The sequence below is a fragment of the Actinoplanes sp. TBRC 11911 genome (assembly GCF_012933445.1).
GTDB lineage: Bacteria > Actinomycetota > Actinomycetes > Mycobacteriales > Micromonosporaceae > Actinoplanes.
In genome coordinates this window covers 219,273-234,572 of sequence record NZ_JABBNC010000007.1, presented here as the reverse complement: position 1 = coordinate 234,572, position 15,300 = coordinate 219,273, and the positions used below count along the sequence as shown (strand labels likewise).

15 protein-coding genes are annotated in these 15,300 nt (G+C 69.6%); 9 read left to right on the top strand and 6 right to left on the bottom strand.

What is annotated here, in order from left to right:
* Positions 1–586 precede the first annotated feature (586 nt).
* The 6 genes from dacB (at position 587) to folE (ending at position 7,642) form a co-directional block, all read left to right on the top strand.
* On the top strand, positions 587–1,933 hold the full coding sequence (gene dacB, locus HH310_RS13415; protein ID WP_312034038.1) for a D-alanyl-D-alanine carboxypeptidase/D-alanyl-D-alanine-endopeptidase: 1,347 nt from the start codon (positions 587–589) through the stop codon (positions 1,931–1,933).
* 53 nt (positions 1,934–1,986) lie between these two features.
* Positions 1,987–3,051: a zinc-dependent metalloprotease gene (locus tag HH310_RS13410; protein ID WP_169175837.1), complete on the top strand. Its 1,065-nt coding sequence runs from the start codon at positions 1,987–1,989 to the stop codon at positions 3,049–3,051.
* Entirely contained in the window at positions 3,051–4,010 is a 960-nt protein-coding gene (gene tilS, locus HH310_RS13405) for a tRNA lysidine(34) synthetase TilS (RefSeq protein ID WP_169175836.1), read from the top strand. Before HH310_RS13410 ends, tilS begins: the two co-directional genes overlap by 1 nt.
* A gap of 136 nt (positions 4,011–4,146) precedes the next feature.
* Positions 4,147–4,722, top strand: coding sequence for a hypoxanthine phosphoribosyltransferase (gene hpt / locus HH310_RS13400; protein WP_169175835.1), 576 nt, complete (start codon positions 4,147–4,149; stop codon positions 4,720–4,722).
* Positions 4,723–4,973: 251 nt separating this feature from the next.
* The gene (gene ftsH / locus HH310_RS13395) at positions 4,974–6,998 is read left to right on the top strand and encodes an ATP-dependent zinc metalloprotease FtsH (protein ID WP_169175834.1); all 2,025 of its coding nucleotides are present in this window, start codon (positions 4,974–4,976) and stop codon (positions 6,996–6,998) included.
* Positions 6,995–7,642, top strand: coding sequence for a GTP cyclohydrolase I FolE (gene folE, locus HH310_RS13390; RefSeq protein WP_169175896.1), 648 nt, complete (start codon positions 6,995–6,997; stop codon positions 7,640–7,642). The genes ftsH and folE overlap by 4 nt, the downstream gene beginning before the upstream one ends.
* Before the next feature lie 24 nt (positions 7,643–7,666).
* Here the strand turns inward: folE and HH310_RS13385 are convergent, their stop codons facing one another.
* A complete protein-coding gene (locus HH310_RS13385) occupies positions 7,667–8,113 on the bottom strand; it encodes a carboxymuconolactone decarboxylase family protein (RefSeq protein ID WP_169175833.1) in 447 nt (148 codons plus the stop codon).
* A 34-nt stretch (positions 8,114–8,147) separates the two neighbouring features.
* On the opposite strand from HH310_RS13385, the gene HH310_RS13380 reads away from it, so the two are divergent.
* Positions 8,148–8,600, top strand: coding sequence for a MarR family winged helix-turn-helix transcriptional regulator (locus HH310_RS13380; RefSeq protein WP_211192072.1), 453 nt, complete (start codon positions 8,148–8,150; stop codon positions 8,598–8,600).
* Between the two features lie 14 nt (positions 8,601–8,614).
* Positions 8,615–9,019: a RidA family protein gene (locus HH310_RS13375; RefSeq protein ID WP_312034035.1), complete on the top strand. Its 405-nt coding sequence runs from the start codon at positions 8,615–8,617 to the stop codon at positions 9,017–9,019.
* Here the strand turns inward: HH310_RS13375 and HH310_RS13370 are convergent.
* Both HH310_RS13370 and HH310_RS13365 read right to left on the bottom strand, forming a co-directional pair.
* Positions 9,008–9,718: a hypothetical protein gene (locus tag HH310_RS13370; protein ID WP_312034034.1), complete on the bottom strand. Its 711-nt coding sequence runs from the start codon at positions 9,716–9,718 to the stop codon at positions 9,008–9,010. The genes HH310_RS13375 and HH310_RS13370 overlap by 12 nt on opposite strands.
* Positions 9,715–12,291 carry an FtsK/SpoIIIE domain-containing protein gene (locus HH310_RS13365; RefSeq protein ID WP_312034032.1) on the bottom strand — a complete coding sequence of 859 codons (2,577 nt, stop codon included), beginning with the start codon at positions 12,289–12,291 and terminating at the stop codon, positions 9,715–9,717. Before HH310_RS13365 ends, HH310_RS13370 begins: the two co-directional genes overlap by 4 nt.
* Positions 12,292–12,631: 340 nt before the next feature.
* Here HH310_RS13365 and HH310_RS13360 point away from each other — a divergent pair, with 340 nt between their 5' ends.
* On the top strand, positions 12,632–13,042 hold the full coding sequence (locus HH310_RS13360; protein ID WP_312034031.1) for a hypothetical protein: 411 nt from the start codon (positions 12,632–12,634) through the stop codon (positions 13,040–13,042).
* Position 13,043: 1 nt separating this feature from the next.
* On the opposite strand, the gene HH310_RS13355 is transcribed toward HH310_RS13360, so the two are convergent.
* The 3 genes from HH310_RS13355 to HH310_RS13345 are packed head-to-tail and all read right to left on the bottom strand — an operon-like array spanning position 13,044 to position 15,300.
* The gene (locus tag HH310_RS13355; RefSeq protein WP_169175830.1) at positions 13,044–13,649 is read right to left on the bottom strand and encodes a hypothetical protein; all 606 of its coding nucleotides are present in this window, start codon (positions 13,647–13,649) and stop codon (positions 13,044–13,046) included.
* Positions 13,646–14,758 carry a M23 family metallopeptidase gene (locus HH310_RS13350; RefSeq protein WP_169175829.1) on the bottom strand — a complete coding sequence of 371 codons (1,113 nt, stop codon included), beginning with the start codon at positions 14,756–14,758 and terminating at the stop codon, positions 13,646–13,648. Before HH310_RS13350 ends, HH310_RS13355 begins: the two co-directional genes overlap by 4 nt.
* The gene (locus tag HH310_RS13345) at positions 14,755–15,300 is read right to left on the bottom strand and encodes a hypothetical protein (protein ID WP_169175828.1); all 546 of its coding nucleotides are present in this window, start codon (positions 15,298–15,300) and stop codon (positions 14,755–14,757) included. Before HH310_RS13345 ends, HH310_RS13350 begins: the two co-directional genes overlap by 4 nt.

Below are 15,300 nucleotides of genomic sequence, written 5' to 3'. Positions count from 1 at the left end.
GGCTGACGTGCGGCCTGTGGATGACGAGAACACCGCTGTCATCAGGGCTGTGGATAACGCCGAAACCGCTGTCATCGGGGTAGTGCGCGACAGGGACACGGCGGCCGCCAGAGCTGCCGACGCGGCGGAGGTTGGGGGCGACCGAGCCACAGGCGTCGTCGGGACTGTGGGTGGGGCGAAGGGCGCCGGGGCGGTGGGCGACGGAGCCGCGGGTGTCGTCGGGACTGTGGGTGGGGCGAAGACGGCCGGGGCTGTCGGCGACGGGGGCACGGCCGTTGTCGGGGGTGTCGGTGGGGCGAAGGCCGCGCGGGCTCTGGGTGACGCGGAGACGGCCGTCATCGGGGCTGTGCGTGACGGGGACAGTGCCGTTCTTGGGGCCGGGCGTCACCCGGGGACATCGGCGGCTGTTGCTTCGGGCGTGGGGCGTGCGGGGGTTGGCGAAGGTGTTGGGATTGAGGGTGACCCGGCGGGTCCGCCCGGCGCGGGCGCTATGGCCCGGACCACCGATGGACAGCAGCCTGTCGAGGCGGTCGGTGTTCGAAAATCCCGTATTAAATGGATTTATGCCCTTTCGGGGTTAGTGGTGGTGATCCTGGTCGTCGCCACGATCGGGCTGGTCAAGCCGGGGCCCGTCAAAGGCTGGCTCGACGCCGAGCGGGAGACGGCGGCGCCCTATGTGCCCGCGCCGGATCCGCTGCCCACGCCCGTGCTGGCGGCGGCCGAAGGTGGCGGGCAGGCGCCCACCGAGGCGGGGGTCAAAGCGGCGCTGGACGCACTGGTGACGTCGGCGGCGATGGGGACGAAAGTCAATGTCGCGGTGCTGGATGTGGCGTCTGACCAGGTGTTATATGAGCGCAACGCGGAGGACATGGCTACCCCGGCGTCTACCACGAAGCTGCTCGCGGCGGCGGCGATCCTCAAGGCTCGTGGGCCGGCCTATCGGCTGAGCACGCGGGCCGTCGCGGGGCCGGAACCGGGGGATGTGGTGCTGGTCGGCGGTGGGGATCCGACGCTGTCGGTGGGGGCGAAGCAGTACTTTCCGGGCGCGGCTCGGCTGGATCGGCTCGCGGCGCAGGTCAAGACCGCGCTGGGTGGGACGAAGCCGGCGCGGGTGCTGGTGGATACGTCGCTGTTCAGCGGGCCGGAGACCGGGCAGGGGTGGGACTCGGACAACATCACGCCCGGTGGCCAGGTGTCACGGATCCAGCCGCTGATGACCGACGGCGGGCGGGCCAAGCCGACGCACCACGAGTTCGGTGGGGATCCGCGGTCGCCGGATCCGGCCATCGCGGCGGGGAAGGCGTTCGCGAAGCTGATCGGGGCGCCGACCGGGACGGTGAAGCGGGCTCCGGCCCCGGCGACCGCGGCCCAGCTGGGGGTCGTGCAGTCGCCGCCGTTGGTGCAGCTCACCGACTGGATGCTGGAGCAGAGCGACAACACGCTGGCCGAGGTGCTGGGGCGGCAGGCGGCGCTGGCCGGGGGAGACCCGGCGACCTTCGACGGGACCGCGACCGCGGTGCTCGACCAGCTCAATGCTCTGGGGCTGCCGGTGGACCAGGCGAAACTGTCCGACTCCAGTGGGCTGTCCCGGCGGAACGGGATCAGCCCGACGATGCTGACCCAGCTGCTCGCGCTCGCGGCGAGCGGCAAGGAGCCGGGGCTGAGCTCGATGTTCAGTGGGCTGCCGGTAGCCGGCTGGTCGGGGACCCTGGAAGGGCGGTTCGCGTCGCCGAAGCCGAACCAGATCGCGCACGGGGTGGTGCGGGCCAAGACCGGGACGCTCAGCGGGGTCAACACGATGGCCGGTCAGCTGATCACGCGGGACGGGCGGCTGCTGGTTTTTGCGATCATGGCGAGCGGGTCGACGGATGCCGCCGGTGGCAAGGCGGCGCTGGACAAAGTGGCCGCGAAGCTGGTGGGGTGCGGCTGCTGAAGGTCAGGGTTTCTCCCGAGTTCGGCGTGGAGTTCCGCGGGTACGGTGGGTTCATGGCGCAGTTCGTTGACTGGGATCTGGCCGCCGCGACCGCTGGCGCGCTCTCGAAATCCGGCCCCGCGGTCTCCTACGAGGATGCGATGCGGGTGGTGTCCGAGCTCCGCGCGCTGACCGACGAGGCCGCCGGTCACGTGGCGAGTTACACCGGGCTGGTCTCGCAGGTCGAGGTCCCGCCGGTGCGGGTGGTCGACCGCAAGGACTGGGCCGCGGTCAACATCCAGGGGCTGCGGCAGGTGATCGTTCCGTTGGTCACCCGGCTGTCCGGCGACAAGCCACCGGGTGCGTTCGCCGACGCGATCGGGTCCCGGGTGACCGGGGTGCAGGCCGGGACGATCCTGGCCTACCTGTCCGGCCGGGTCCTCGGGCAGTACGAGGTGTTCTCCGGCAACCCGGGCCAGCTGCTGCTGAACGCGCCGAACATCGTGGAGGTCGAGCGCAAGATCGGCGCCGACCCGCGAGACTTCCGGCTCTGGGTCTGCCTGCACGAGGTCACCCACCGCACCCAGTTCACCGCCGTCCCGTGGATGCGCGGCTACTTCCTGGGCGAGGTGCAGGCGTTCGTGGACGCGTCGCAGAGCGGCGAGCACATCCTGGAACGGATGCGCCGCGGCGTGGCCACGCTGTCCGACGCGCTGCGCGACCCGGAAAGCCGGTCCTCGGTGCTCGACATCGTGCAAACCCCGGCGCAGAAGGCGGTGCTGGACCGGCTGACCGCGCTGATGACGCTGCTGGAGGGGCACGCCGAGTTCGTGATGGACGGCGTCGGACCGGACGTGATCCCCAGCGTGGAGGCGATCCGGGCGAAGTTCAACCGGCGTCGCGAGGGCGGCAACCCGCTGGAGAAGGCGATCCGCCGGCTGCTCGGCATCGAGGTCAAGATGCGGCAGTACGCGGAGGGCCGCAAGTTCGTGCACGGCGTGGTCGAGCGGGTCGGGATGCCCGGCTTCAACAAGATCTTCGACTCGCCGCTGACCCTGCCCCGGCTCGACGAGCTCGGTGACCCGGATGCCTGGGTGACCCGCGTGCACGGGTCGCAGCCGGCGATCGACAACAACTAGTGGCACGGATCCCGGCGGCGGTCGCGGCGGTCCGGCTGGCGGTCCGGCGAGCGCTTCCGCCGGGTGCCGGTCCGGTGCTGGTGGCCTGCTCGGGCGGGGCGGATTCGCTGGCCCTGGCGGCGGCGGCCCGGTTCGTGGGGTCGTCGGTGGGGCTCGTGACGGTGGATCACGGGCTGCAGGCCGGCTCGGATACCAGGGCCGCCGACGTGGCCTCGTGGGCCGAGGGTGAGGGGTTCGCGCCGGTCGTCGTCGAGACGGTGTCGGTGGCGGGCCTGCCCGGCGGGCCGGAGGCGGCCGCCCGGGAAGCCCGGTATGCGGCGCTGTCCGATGCGGCCGAGCGGGTCGGTGCGGCGGCGGTGCTGCTCGGGCACACCCGCGACGACCAGGCGGAGACCGTGTTGCTGGCGCTGGCCCGGGGCTCGGGGCCGCGCGGGCTGGCCGGGATGCCGGTCCGCAAAGGCGTCTTCGTGCGGCCGCTGCTGGAGGTGTCCCGGGCCGAGACGCGGGAGGCGTGCGCGGCGCTCAAGCTCGTGCCCTGGGATGATCCACACAACGTCGATCCCGCGTACGCCCGTGCCCGCGTCCGTGGATCGGTGATGCCGGCGCTGGTCGCGGCGCTGGGTCCGGCCGTGGTGGCGAATCTCGCGCGGTCGGCGGGGCAGATCGGGGCGGACAACGCCGTACTGGAGTCGTTGGCTTTTGCGGCTTTTGCGGCCGCAGCGCGGCCTCCCGATCAGCTGGACATTTCGGATTTGTCGGAAATGATGCCTGGGATCCGGGCGCGCGTCCTGCACCTGTGGTGCCAGCGCCTCGGAGCGGGCGGCGCCGATCTCTCGCATCGACACGTCGTCGCGCTCGACGCCCTGATCACTCAGTGGCACGGTCAGGGCGCGGTCCACCTGCCCGGCGGCATCCTGGTCGCACGCAGGCAGGGCGCACTCGTTCGGGTGCCTTCCTGACTTGTGAGAGTTGTCACGCCCCGTGTCGGATTCTCCGGTTACGGAGGGCGCAACCGGCCCATTTCCTGCGGTTCACCGGTTCTACGGGCGCGCCCCGCGCCGCCGCCCGTAATCTCGATGCGGCAGTCTTAGCCCCATGGCTGATGGCTCCTGGTACGACGCCGACATCGACCGCGTGATCATTTCCGAGGAGCAGATCAAAGAAAAGATCGCCGAACTCGCCCAGAAGGTCGCCGCCGACCACGCCGATGCCGAGGGCGGCATCCTGCTGGTCTGCGTGCTCAAGGGCGCGGTCATGTTCATGGCCGACTTCGCCCGCGCGCTCGGCCACTACGGTCCGTCGACCGAGATGGAGTTCATGGCGGTCTCCTCGTACGGGCAGGGCCGTACGTCCTCGGGTGTCGTGCGCATCCTCAAGGACCTGGACCGGGACATCACCGGCCGGCACGTGGTGATCGTCGAGGACATCGTCGATTCCGGTCTCACGCTGTCCTGGCTGATGAAATACCTCGAATCGCGCTCGCCGGAGACGGTCGACGTGGTCGCGCTGTTCCGCAAGCCGGACGCGGTCAAGGTGCAGGTCCCGGTCAAGTACGTGGGCTTCGACATCCCGAACGAGTTCGTGGTCGGTTACGGACTCGACTTCGCCGAGCGCTACCGCGAGGTGCCGTACGTCGGCGTGCTCAAACCCGAGGTGTACGCCCGTAGCTGAACCGCTTTTCTCAGCGTCCTCTCAGAAAGCTCCGTTATGGGTGTTTTGCCCCCAAAACTGGCTGAACGGGCGGGGGCCTCGGGGTGTCCGGCCCGTAGGCTCACGGGTTCGTGACCGGCACCCACGGTGTACCGTCGAGTGACCGATGGCGCAGTGTCACGCGCGCCGGAGGGGCCGCCGATGGGCGGTGACGAATGAGGTGACCAGGACGCCGATCAGGAGGGTCCGGGCGCTTGGCGCCCGACAACAGTATGGAACGTACGCGTTTCTTCCGCCGCCCGGTGGTCTGGATCATTCTGGTGATCATCGGTGTGATTGCGCTGAGCTCGGTCTTCACCAGTGGTCCGAGCTACCAGCGGGTTGATTACTTCACCGCGACTCAGCGCCTGAACCAGCCGGGCATCGAGAAGGTCGTCCTCAAGGACAAGGAGCAGACGCTCCAGATAGACCTTGCTCAGCCCCAGCGGTTCCAGGGCAAGACGACCGACAAGATCGAGACTCAGTACCCGGCCGACTTCACGAACCAGGTCTGGACCCAGGTCCAGCAGGCCAAAGCCGCCGGCCGGATCACCGGAGAGACCACGACGACGGTCTCCGGCGACAATATTCTGTTCAGCCTGCTGATCAACCTGCTGCCGATCGCGATCCTCGTGGTCCTGCTGCTGCTGTTCATGTCGCAGATGCAGGGCGGCGGCTCGCGGGTGCTCAACTTCGGCAAGTCCAAGGCGAAGATGATCACCAAGGACACGCCGAAGACGACGTTCGCCGACGTGGCGGGCGCCGAGGAGGCGGTGCAGGAGCTCCACGAGATCAAGGACTTCCTGCAGAACCCCGCGAAGTACCAGGCGCTGGGCGCGAAGATCCCGAAGGGCGTGCTGCTCTTCGGCCCGCCCGGAACCGGTAAGACGCTGCTGGCCCGCGCGGTCGCCGGCGAGGCCGGGGTCCCGTTCTACTCGATCTCCGGTTCCGACTTCGTCGAGATGTTCGTCGGTGTCGGCGCGAGCCGCGTCCGTGACCTGTTCGAGCAGGCCAAGTCGAACGCTCCGGCGATCGTCTTCGTCGACGAGATCGACGCGGTCGGCCGGCACCGCGGCGCCGGCATGGGCGGCGGTCACGACGAGCGCGAGCAGACGCTGAACCAGCTGCTCGTCGAGATGGACGGCTTCGACACCAAGGGTGGGGTCATCCTGATCGCGGCCACCAACCGGCCCGACATCCTCGACCCGGCGCTGCTGCGTCCCGGCCGTTTCGACCGCCAGATCCCGGTGGACAACCCGGACATGGAGGGTCGCAAGGCCATCCTGCGGGTGCACGCGAAGGGCAAGCCGTTCACGCCGGACGTCGACCTCGACGCGGTGGCCCGCCGGACGCCCGGGTTCTCCGGCGCCGACCTGGCCAACGTGATCAACGAGTCCGCGCTGCTCACCGCGCGTAACGAGAAGCGGGCGATCTCCAACGAGTTCCTCGAGGAGTCGATCGACCGGGTCATCGCGGGCCCCGAGCGCCGCACCCGGGCGATGAGCGACGGCGAGAAGAAGATCACCGCGTACCACGAGGGCGGGCACGCCCTGGTCGCCTACGCGCTGCCGCACTCCGCGCCGGTGCACAAGGTGACGATCCTGCCGCGTGGCCGCTCGCTCGGTCACACGCTGGTGCTGCCCACCGAAGACAAGTACACGCAGACCCGCGCCGAGATGATCGACACCCTGGCGTACGCGCTGGGTGGCCGGGCCGCCGAGGAGCTCGTCTTCCACGAGCCCACCACCGGCGCCGGCAACGACATCGAGAAGGCGTCGGGCCTGGCCCGGGCCATGGTCACCCAGTACGGCATGAGCTCGAAGCTGGGCGCCGTGAAGTACGGGACCAGCGGCGACGAGCCGTTCCTGGGCCGCAGCATGGGCCACGAGCGCGACTACTCCGACTCGGTCGCCGCCGACATCGACTCCGAGGTGCGCGCTCTCATCGAGCTCGCGCACGACGAGGCGTGGGAGATCCTGGTCGAGTACCGCGACGTCCTCGACACCATGGTCCTGGAGCTGATGGAGAAAGAGACCATCACCCGCGAGGACATGGACCGGATCTGCGCCCGCGTCGTCAAGCGGCCGCCGATGTCGCCGTTCAACGGCTTCGGCAAGCGGCTCCCGTCCGAGGCTCCGCCGGTGCTCACCCCCGCCGAGCGGGAGAAGCTCAAGGCGCAGGCCGAGGCGGACGGACAGATCGCGGTCGGCCCGAACGCCAACGCGAACGGGACGGGCGCCTCGGAAGGCAGTAACTGATCATCGACGACGACGAGCTGGACTATCTCGCCGCTCGACTGGTCGACGGCAAGCTCACCGGCACCCCGGTGGAGCAGGCCGTCGACCTCGGTCGTATCGAGAAGGCCATTCGCGAGATCCTGATCGCCATCGGCGAGAACCCGGACCGGGAAGGGCTCGAACGCACCCCGGCCCGGGTGGCCCGCGCCTACGCCGAGCTGTTCGCCGGCCTGCGGGTCGACGCGGCCAAGGTGCTGACCACGACGTTCGAGGCGAACCACGAAGAGCTCGTGCTCGTGCGGGACATCGAAGTCATGAGCATGTGCGAGCACCACCTGCTGCCGTTCAAGGGCGTGGCGCACATCGGGTACATCCCGGGCACGCACGGCCGGATCACCGGCCTGTCCAAGCTGGCGCGGCTGGTCGAGGTCTACGCCCGCCGGCCGCAGGTGCAGGAGCGGCTCACCTCGCAGATCGCCGACCTGCTGCTGGAACGCCTCGAGGCGCGCGGCGTGATCGTGGTGCTCGAGTGCGAGCACCTATGCATGGAGATGCGTGGCATCCGCAAGGTCGGCGCCCGCACGGTCACCTCCGCGGTCCGGGGCGCCTTCCAGACCGACGGCAAGGTCCGCGCCGAGGCGATGGCCCTGATCAACGCCCGCTAGTTCTTGCCCCTGATCACCCGCCCGCTAGTTCTTGACCAGGCGGTTCGCCAAGGTCGCCATCGTGTACGTGCCGATGCCCAGCACCACTTCGAGCGCGTTGCGGTCGCTATAGCCCGCCGCGCTGAACTCGGCCCGCTCCGCGTCCGGCACGTCGCCGGTGGTGGCGAGCACCCGCAGCGTGAATTGCCGCAGCGCCTCCAATCGAGGGTCCCCGACCGGGTTTCCGGCCCGCAGCGCGGCGATCAGGCCGGTTTCCGCCCCTAATTCGCGCAGCCGGCCGGTGTGCAGCCCGATGCAGAACCGGCAGCCGTTGCGGACCGCCACGACCATCACCACGACCTCGCGCGCGAGCGGGTCGAGCGTGCTCCCCTCGAAGAGAGCGTTCGACTTCAGGAAGCCGTCCAGCATCTCGGGGGACTCGGACAGGCGCTCGAGGGCGCCGCTAATATCGTCAACATGGTTGTCGTTCATGGCAAAACCGTAAACCAGGTTGTCGAGTTTGCCAATGCCCGGATTTGAGCTGCCCCTGCTGCTGTTCGCCGGCTTCCGCTCGTTGATCGACGAACTGCACGCCGAGCTGGCCGAACAGGGACATCCGGACGTGCGGCCGGTCTACGGGTTCGCGCTGCAGGCGATCGGCCCGGCGGGCGCCAGCGCCAGCGACGTCGGGCGGCGGCTCGGGGTCTCCAAACAGGCCGCCGGCAAGACGATCGATCGGCTGGTCGCGCTCGGCTACGTCGAACGCGCCGACGACCCGGCCGACGCGCGGCGCAAACTGGTCCGGCTCACCCCGCGCGGCCTCGACATGCTGACCAGGTCGGCGGAGATCTTCGAGCGGCTGTACGACGGGTGGGCGGCCCGGCTGGGTGCTTCCCGTCTGGCCGAGATGGAGTCCTCGCTGCGTACGGTCGTGCCCGAGGCCCGCTTCCCTATTGACGTGCCCGGATGGTTCGGATAGCCGATAATTGCGCGGTGCTGCAGAAATTCAACCCGCCGACCGTCCACGCCCCGTCCGGATACAGCCACGTCACGATCTCGCCGGCCGGCCGCCTCGCGCACTTCGCCGGCCAATGCCCGCTCGACCTCGACGAGAACGTGGTCGGCGAGCCCGGCGACTTCGGCGCCCAGACCGACCAGGTGATCGCTAACTGCCTGGCCGTGCTCGCGTCGGCCGGGGTCGAGCCGGACGACGTGGTGCGGTCGATCGTCTACGTGGTCAGCCCGGACAGCTCGGTGCTGTCCGCGGTGTGGCACCGGCTGATGGCGTCGCCGCTGGCTCCGGCATTCACCTCGGCGAGCACGCTGCTCGGGGTCGCGTCGCTGGGCTACCGCGGCCAGCTCATCGAGATCGACCTGACCGCGGCCCTATCGGAATAACGCCACCAGGCCGACACCCATGCAGGTCAGCAGCACCGGGGTCAGGCAGGTGACCGCGCCGACGATCGGGGTGCGGTCGACGCCGCCGCCGGGCTCGCCGCCGTAGACGAAACCGATCGTCACCCAGCCCAGGCCGAACGCCAGCACCGGCATGCTCAAACCGCAGAGTAGCGCGTACGTCGGTACCGAGCCGGCCGGCGCGACCAGGTAGAGGGCGATCTGGACGATGAGGACGGTGGCCGCGAACGGGCCGTAGATGAGCAGGTTGCGTGCCCACGGACGCCATCGGCGAGCCGGTGCGGGGCCGACGAGCAGGGCGTCCGCGGTGTCGGCCGTGCGGTGTGCCTGCTGCAGCGCCGACAGCACGGCGGCCGGCCCACCGGCGACGGCATGGCGTGCCACCTCCAGGTCGGCCGGTTGCGGTCGCAGATCAGCATCCGGTACGCCGGTGTGCGTCAGCTTTGCGGCCTGGGTCACGAGCTGCAGGCGTACGGCGGAAAGCTCTTGATGTGCGGCAGCCTGGTGCTCGCCCGCCGCGGAATTGGCACCCCGCCGGAGCGCGTCGAGCCGTTGCGCGGCGGCCAGATAATCGGCCCACGGGCCCGGCGCCGGCGTCGGCTGCATCGGAATGGTCTGCTGCTCCCGCTGGTCGGCCAAGGCTTCGTGGTAACCGGCCAAGGCTCCGTTGTGGTCGGTCACGGCTCCACGCTCCCCGGACCGTCCTCGTCCTCGGGCTGCACGAATGGCACGATCGTCACCGTGCGGTCGGCGTGCCGGTCGTGCAGGAGGCCACGGTTGGGCCGCGGCTGCCAGTCCACCGGACGGTCGAGCACCGCCGCCACCTGAGCCTGCGGAACGTTCAGGAAGAGCATGCCGGCGACGTCCTCCGGATCCGCGACCCTGGTGAATCGGCGCAGGTCACGCCACCAGGACAGCAGGTGCGCGCCGTGCGCCGGACCGCCGCGCAGGAAACCGGGCAGCGTCTCCGGAGGCGCCGCGTCCATCCCGAACACCACTCGATAGCCCGGCTGCTCGGGGTCGAGCTCGGCGGCCAGCCCGTCGGCGTCGACGACGGTGACCTCCTGCCGATGACCGATCTCCGCGGCCAGCGCCTCGGCGAGCCGGTCACCCTCGGCGACCAGCGAGGCGATCACAAACCTTGCGGTACGCGGCTGGTGGAAGGCGGCGACGCTGCGGGCGGCGGCGTCGAGCACCTCGGACCCGGACGCCTGCGAACCGAAGATCGCCAGATGCCGGCCGGGCGACGCCTCCAGCGGCACCGCGGCGGTGGACAGCGTCACGTCGATCATCCGGCCGACCAGCGCGGCGGGCCGGGTCGCGCGGCCGGACAACGCCAGCCGATACGTCGGGTCGTCGGCGAGATGCTGATGCGCGTAGCCGGCGAAGATGCGCGGCGCGACCAGCTCCGGATCGCGGGCGCCCCACAGCCGGTGCCGCAGATCGCTGAGCACCCCGTCGTCCGCGTGCGGATCGGGGAAGCGGACCACCTTCTCATGGCCGCGCGTCGCACCCCGGGGGCCGCCGAGACCGCCCGCCGTGTTCACCACCGCCGTGCCCAGGGCCAGACCCGCCGCCGAGTCGTTCGCGGGCTCCAGCACGTCGCTGCCGCCCGGAAGCGCGATGCGCACCGGGAACTGGCCGAAGAACTTCGCGTACAGCGGCTCCAGCCCGCGCACCGCCTGGCTCGCCAGGATCAGGTGGATGCCGCACGAACGACCCGACCGGGCCAGCGACTCGAGCAGCGCGGCCGCCTCGGTCGCGATCGGATCGTTGCCGGCCAGCAGCACCGGGAACTCGTCGAGAACACAGAGGATCCGTGGCAGCGGCTTGCTGCGGCCCTCCCCGGCCGCGACCGCGCGCAGCTCGGCAAAACGCGAAACACCGGCACGCTCGTACGCCAGCGTGCGGCGCGACATCTCGGCGTCCAGCTCGCGGAGCACGGCCAGCCCGTACTCACGGTCGGCCTCGACACCGACCGCGCGGGCGTGCGGCAGCCACGTACGGTCCCGGCGGGTCGGCACGAACTCGGCGAACGACACGCCCTCCTTGAAGTCGAGCAGGTAGAGCGCCATCTCGGCCGGGCTGTAGCGAGCGCCGAGCGCGTACAGCACGTTGATCAGGAAGGCCGTCTTGCCGGACCCCGAGCGGCCACCGACCAGCCAGTGCGGGGTCAGATCGTTGAACCGCAACGCCAGCGGCGTGTCCCCGGCGTGGCCGACGACCGTGCTCAAGCCCTCGGCCGCGTCCTGCGCCCACATCGGCTCGTCCGGGTCGGGCAGCAGATCGGCGAGCGTCACCTGGGAGGCGGTGCGCGAATGCGAGACCAGCTCACGGCACACCGCGTCGAGCAGGTGCGGCGGGGGCTCCTCGTCCAGGAACACCGGCGCGTTCAGCCAGAGAGCATTGGGTTCCGAGCCGTACGTCCCGCCGGGCGGGTCGCCGATCACCGCGTACGGATTACGCACCGAGATCATCGTGGTGCGCGGCAGCGGCGGCTGGGTGGTCTCGGCGGTCAGCGGCGGCGGCGGCCAGCCCCCCACGAGCAGGTGCAGGCCCGAGTCGGGACCCTGCTGCGCGAGCGCGGCGATCCGGCGAAGCTCCTCGCCCTCGGTGAGCTCGGGCAGGCTGGCGATGACGACCAGCATCATCCGATCGGGACGGGAACGGCGGCCGCGGGCGGGACGCAGCCACTTCTCCGCCTCGGTGAGCACGTCCCGCAGGCCTTGCCGGTCGACGGCCGGGGGCGACATGAGGCCGGCGTCGCAGAGACCCGCGAACGGTGCGAACACGGTGCCGTCGCCGGTGCCGTCGACGGCGCGGATCAGCAGCGACCCGGCCGGGGCGGCCGCGAGCAGGCGCAGCAGCACGGACCGGATCAGGGCGAAGACGCGGGCGTCGGTGGCGGTGGCGTCGACGGTCAGGTGCCCGGTGCCGAGCAGCGGGACGACGGCCGGGAAACGAGCGTCGTCCAGCGGCTGAGCGACCCCGAGACGGACGAACTGGGGTGGATAGACACCCCCGAGCGGGTTGGTGGCCGACTGCGCGTCCAACGGGGACCCGAGCCAGCCCGGCGCCAGCGCGGCGGCCGCGGCACGTAGCTGCTCGACCACGCGATGCTGCTCAAGCGGGTCGGGAGCCGGCACGAAATCCGACTCCAGCGCCGCCGCGGCGGCCTCGACAGTGGCCGCGACCTGCCGGTGCAGGGCAGCAGCGTGCTGGACCCGCAAACCCGAATCCGCCACCGCCGTCACCTCCTGTGTGCGGATAAAACCTATCCCAGACCCGGCCGTCGATTGCGTTGCCGGTCCCGGTCGGCTTACGCGCCGTCCGCACTTTCGTACGGGTCGGGCGTCCGTTCGGTTCGTTCGGTTCGCCGGGATTGCGCCGTCAGGCACCGATTGGCGCTCGCCGCAGCGAGATGCCGGGATCGTAGGCACTACTGTCGTGTGTGTGCAGCCGCCGTCTGAGCCCGTGACCGGAGGATCCGCGCCGCGCGTGTCGGATCCGCCGCCGGCCACCCCGGGCGAGTCGTCGCCGGAGGCGAAGCCGAGGCGCAAGAGGTTGCGGCTCTGGGTGGCGATGGTGGCGGGGGTGGCAGCGCTGCTGGGTCTGGGCGGAATCGGCGTAGCCGTGCTCGTCTACGACAGGGAAACAAAGATCGAGAGAGCCGCCCCAGACGCCGTCGCCGACAATTTCCTCCGCGCCTACCTGGTTGACCGTAACGACGAAAGAGCTTCGCTCTATCAATGCAAGTCAGGTGGGGATTTCGGCGAGATCGCTAGCTATCGTGCAGATATCGTTGCACGTGAGAAGCAGTTCTCCGTGGGGATCCTCGTGACCTGGTCCAGCTTCGCCGTCCAGACCAACGGTGCGAATGCCGAGGTCACGACGGACCTGACTAAAACCACAAGCGACAAATCGGGCCGTCTGCGAGATTCGTGGCGTCTCACCCTTGTTGATCAAGACGGTTGGCGCGTCTGCGGTGCGAGTGCGGTCTCCTAAGTCATTCGACCCATAGAAGATCAGCTGCCACTTCGAGCGTTTTGGGCGCGCGGCCGCTCCACGCCCATCGATACCAATCGAGCTCGGCAGCCACGCGCGCGCAGATAATTCCGTCGCTATTTGTGTGTAGCTCGGTCACCGCACGCAGGTCGCGCTGCTCCCCACCGTCATCGAGTATCTGAACGGCTCGACGGCCGGAGATCGAGTCTGCGTCCGTCACGCGCACCGGGTTTCGTCGCGGCGGGTCATCCAGCGAAACCAGCCTCGACATGATGTCTTTCGTCAAACTGCTGGTGCCTGACATGCCGAACTCCTCGACCCAAACACGGTCGACTGGCACGAGAGGGGCGAAGACCTCGGTCTGTTCGGATTCGGCGCGGTACCACTCGGCTTCCTGGATTATAGGAACGTATGTGCGGCTGCCCTGTACGACCTTCTCGTCTGCGCGCAAGTCAGCGCGCCAACCGAAACCCGGCAGTCCGACCAGAACTCGTCGGCCGCGGAGCTGACCGCTCATCGTCGCGGGTGTGGGAACGATCGGTCGCGGCGCGTCCAAGGCCCAGTCAGAGGGCCCGGCGAAGGGGTCGGGCTGCGATCCGCCTGTCATTCCTCACCTCCGAGGGGGGCACCGTGCGCGCGCATGAACTGTATGGGATTGATCGCCCCGGCGCTGGAGCGGTCGTTGTTCAGGTGGACCTCGAAGTGTAGGTGCGGGCCGGATGAGTTGCCGCTGGTGCCCACGTGCCCGAGTTCTTGCCCGGCGGTGACTTCCTGGCCCTCCCGGACGTCTGGGTGCTGCACCATGTGGCAGTAGCGGGTCATGATGTTGCCGGCGTGCTGGATTTCCACCATCCAGCCACATCCGCCCTTTCCGGGATACCCGTCGACGTCGCACGTGCGCCGGCCCTGGTGGTCCTCGTCGCACTTCACCACCGAGACAACCCCGCTGGCGGCGGCCACGATCGGCTCGCCGCGACTGGCGCCGAGGTCGACGCCCTGGTGAGTGGGGCGCGCCGCGGTCCGGAAGCCGGAGACCACGCCCTCCTTGACGGGCACCGTCCAGCCCGACGCGGCGATCTGGCCCGCCGAGGCGCAGACCATGGAAACCGAACTTCCGACGGCGTTGGCCGCGCCGTTGGCCAGCTGGTTGACGATCTGGGTGGCCTGCGGTTCGTGCTTCGCGTACGCGTCCGGGTACGCGCTGATCTGCACCGCCTGCGCGGCCTTGGTGAGCGGCTCGTTCTGCCAGTTCGGAACGGCCTTAAGCTTGTTGTAGAACTTCGTGCTCGCGTACACGGGATCCCGCACCTGCGCGGGCGTTCCCCAACCGGCGCTCGGTCGCTGCTGGAACAGGCCGAGGGAGTCGTGGTCGTTCTGGTCGCCGAGGTTGCCCAGGTTGTTGAGCCCGGATTCCTGCATCGCCGTCGCCACCGCGATGACCCAGGCACGCGGCGGCATCTTCAGATCCGCGCCGGTCTTGATGATGACGGCGGCGTTATGCATCTCGGTGGCGTCGTACTGCGCGACCCGGGGGAGTTTCGCATTGGGATCGACGGGTCCGCCCTTGCCACACCCGAACGCATTGGTCACATTGTTGCCGTCGTCGTTTAGCTGCCCGAACAGGGCTGTAACGAGCCCACCACCGCAGCACAGGAGAGCGAGGGTCGCTACCAGGGCGACCAGCAGCACGATCTTGCGAGGCGCCCGGACACTCACGTCGCCGCCCAGTCGATGCCATCGACCACCCAGGGACCGTCTGGACAAATCATCCGCAGGCTCAGCTTGCCCGTGTCCATGGTGACCACCGCGTTGACCACCGTTGCGCTCACCGGTACCAGGGTGGGCCGGCCGACCACGCGGTCCGCGGGAACCCCGGCAGGATCGACACCGTCGAGTTCGTCGCCGAGTTCTTTCGTGCTGTTGGGTAAGAGCCGGTCCCGCCACGTCTTGGACGAAACGTTGCGGTGGTCCACCCACGCCGAGGCGAAGGCGTACGCGACAGCTTCCGGCTGAGCGCGACCCTTGCTCGTTTTGGGGCTGGGCGGTGGTGCGGTGTCGATGACGCTGTCGTCGTCCTTCGGATCAGCGCTCACCACCGGTGCCGGGGAACCGGCACCCAGGGGCGTTGACGACGAGCCGCCGCCGGAGAGCAGCCGGCCCAGGCCGACGATCGCGAGCACGATCGCGACGATGATGATCGCCACGCCCCATCGCGAGCGGAATATGCGGTTGAGGCCTAGTTCCAGATTCCGGGGCAT